Source organism: Pedobacter sp. 01T416_2, assembly GCF_056398925.1.
Map to the genome: position 1 here is coordinate 1 of NZ_JBFTQI010000943.1, position 2,064 is coordinate 2,064.

General features: G+C 35.1%; 3 protein-coding genes and 1 pseudogene. 3 read left to right on the forward strand and 1 reads right to left on the reverse strand.

What is annotated here, in order from left to right:
* The 3 genes from AC1DPQ_RS26100 to AC1DPQ_RS26110 form a co-directional block, all read left to right on the forward strand.
* A partial coding sequence (locus AC1DPQ_RS26100; protein WP_477611346.1) for a phosphoribosylaminoimidazolesuccinocarboxamide synthase occupies positions 1-301 on the forward strand: 301 nt, incomplete at its 5' end.
* A 43-nt stretch (positions 302-344) separates the two neighbouring features.
* A complete protein-coding gene (locus AC1DPQ_RS26105) occupies positions 345-722 on the forward strand; it encodes an STAS domain-containing protein (RefSeq protein WP_029275133.1) in 378 nt (125 codons plus the stop codon).
* Positions 723-791: 69 nt separating this feature from the next.
* A complete protein-coding gene (locus AC1DPQ_RS26110; protein WP_477583628.1) occupies positions 792-1,697 on the forward strand; it encodes a ribonuclease Z in 906 nt (301 codons plus the stop codon).
* Between the two features lie 182 nt (positions 1,698-1,879).
* Here AC1DPQ_RS26110 and AC1DPQ_RS26115 read toward each other — a convergent pair.
* A pseudogene (locus AC1DPQ_RS26115) lies at positions 1,880-2,064 on the reverse strand (MlaD family protein); the annotation flags it as partial.

Below are 2,064 nucleotides of genomic sequence, written 5' to 3' on the forward strand. Positions count from 1 at the left end.
ACATACACCAGATTCTTCACGCTATTTTTATGCAGAAGGATATCAGGACCGCCAGAATAATAATGAGGCACAAAAGCAGCTTTCAAAAGAATTTGTGAGAAAATGGTTAATCGAAAATGGTTTTCAGGGGAAAGATGGTCAGGTTGTGCCAGAAATGACACCTGAAATTGTAAATTCAATTTCAGAACGTTACATCGAACTTTACGAACAAATTGTAGGAGAGACCTTTATAAAAGCTGATGCTGATGCAATTTCTAGCCGCATTGAAACCAATGTTTTAAAGGCTTTAGAAACACTTTAAATTCGAAAGAAATTTATACATTAGTAAAATAAAGATTAGAGAGATGAAATTTTCAGTAGATAAACACGATAAATATGTAACCTTAAAGTTAGAAGAGCCTAAGTTTACAAACGATAATGCTCCGGGGTTGAAATCAGAGTTCTATTTGCTCAACGCAGAGGGATTTCAAAATATAATTGTTGATTTAAGTCATGTTACCGAGTGTAGCGATGCGCAGGACTTAAGCTGCTTATTGGTTGGCGATAGGCTTTGCAAATCGGCAGGTGGGTTATTTATTGTAACCGGAATTAATGATGAATTGGCATCGATTATCGAATTATCAAACATATTCCAATCTGTAACGTTTGTTAATACAATAGACGAAGCAACTGATTTTATCTTCATGGATGAGTTGGAGAAAGAGTTTAGAGGCGCTAAATAACAAATATTTAAATAACATTCCGGCCTCGTAGTTTCTAAAAATCTACGAGGCTTTTTATATCTTATCATGATGAAATTTGAAGTTACAATTTTAGGAAGCAGTTCTGCAACTCCTGTATTTAACAGGAACCCATCGGCACAGCTTTTAAATTGTAATGAAAAATATTACCTCATCGATTGTGGTGAAGGCACACAACAACAATTGACCAAGTACAACCTTAAAGCCGCCCGCATCGATTATATCTTTATCAGCCACTTACATGGCGATCATTATTTCGGTTTAATAGGCTTGCTTTCCAGTTTGCATTTAAACGGCAGGATAAAACCCATGCAGATATTTGGCCCCAAGCCTTTATTGGAAATTTTAGAGATTCAGTTCAAATATTCTGATACTGTATTAAGATATCCAATTGAGTTTTTCCCGATTGAAGCCGATGAGTCCAGACAGATATTCGAGAATAGTGATTTAACAGTTAAAACTATTGTTTTAAATCACCGTATCCCTACAACGGGCTTTATTTTTCAGCAGAAGAAACGACAACGGAAACTCATTAAAGATAAGACTGATGAAGTGCCTATGGCGTATTATACAGCCTTAAAAAAGGGAATTGATGTAGAACTGCCAAATGGCGATATTTTACGCAGTGAAGATTATACAACCGAAGCAGATGCACCAAGATGTTACGCCTATTGCTCTGATACCTTATTTGATGAAAATTACTTTGCTACCATAAAAGATTGCGATACCTTATACCACGAAGCTACCTTTATGCACGATTTATTGGATAGGGCTAAAGAAACACATCACACAACCGCTTTACAGGCAGGAGAGGTAGCGAAAATCAATGGTGCAAAGAAATTACTCATCGGCCATTTTTCTTCGCGATATAAAACCTTACAAATGCTTTTAGAAGAAGCACAATCTGTTTTCGAAAATACGGAGTTGGCTATAGAGGGGAGAACTTTTCATCTTTAACCTGAGTCAGATCCTTCAATATCATTTTATGTTAATAAGGATTAAACAATGATGTAATATTGAGACGTCACCCTGAATTTATTTCAGGGTCTAGATGCTGAAATAAATTCAGCATGACGAACACTAAAACAAAAAAGCCTTACAGTTTTAAACTGTAAGGCTTTCGATTTTATAAAAATTAATTACTTGTCTTTTTTGTTGCCACCTCCAAATACCGAGAAGTGTACATAACGTTTAGGATTAGCTTTCAAATCGATCATTAATTCATCAAGATTTTTTGAAGCATTATTTAAATTCTGATACATTTTATCATCGTTTAACAACAATCCTAAACTGCCTTTTCCATCTTTAATTCCTGAAATTACAC

What these genes read in the sequence shown, in the direction of transcription:
- AC1DPQ_RS26110 (WP_477583628.1), top strand. Translation starts at nt 792, where the DNA reads ATGAAATTTGAAGTTACAATTTTAGGAAGCAGTTCTGCAACTCCTGTA.
- AC1DPQ_RS26105 (WP_029275133.1), top strand. Translation starts at nt 345, where the DNA reads ATGAAATTTTCAGTAGATAAACACGATAAATATGTAACCTTAAAGTTA.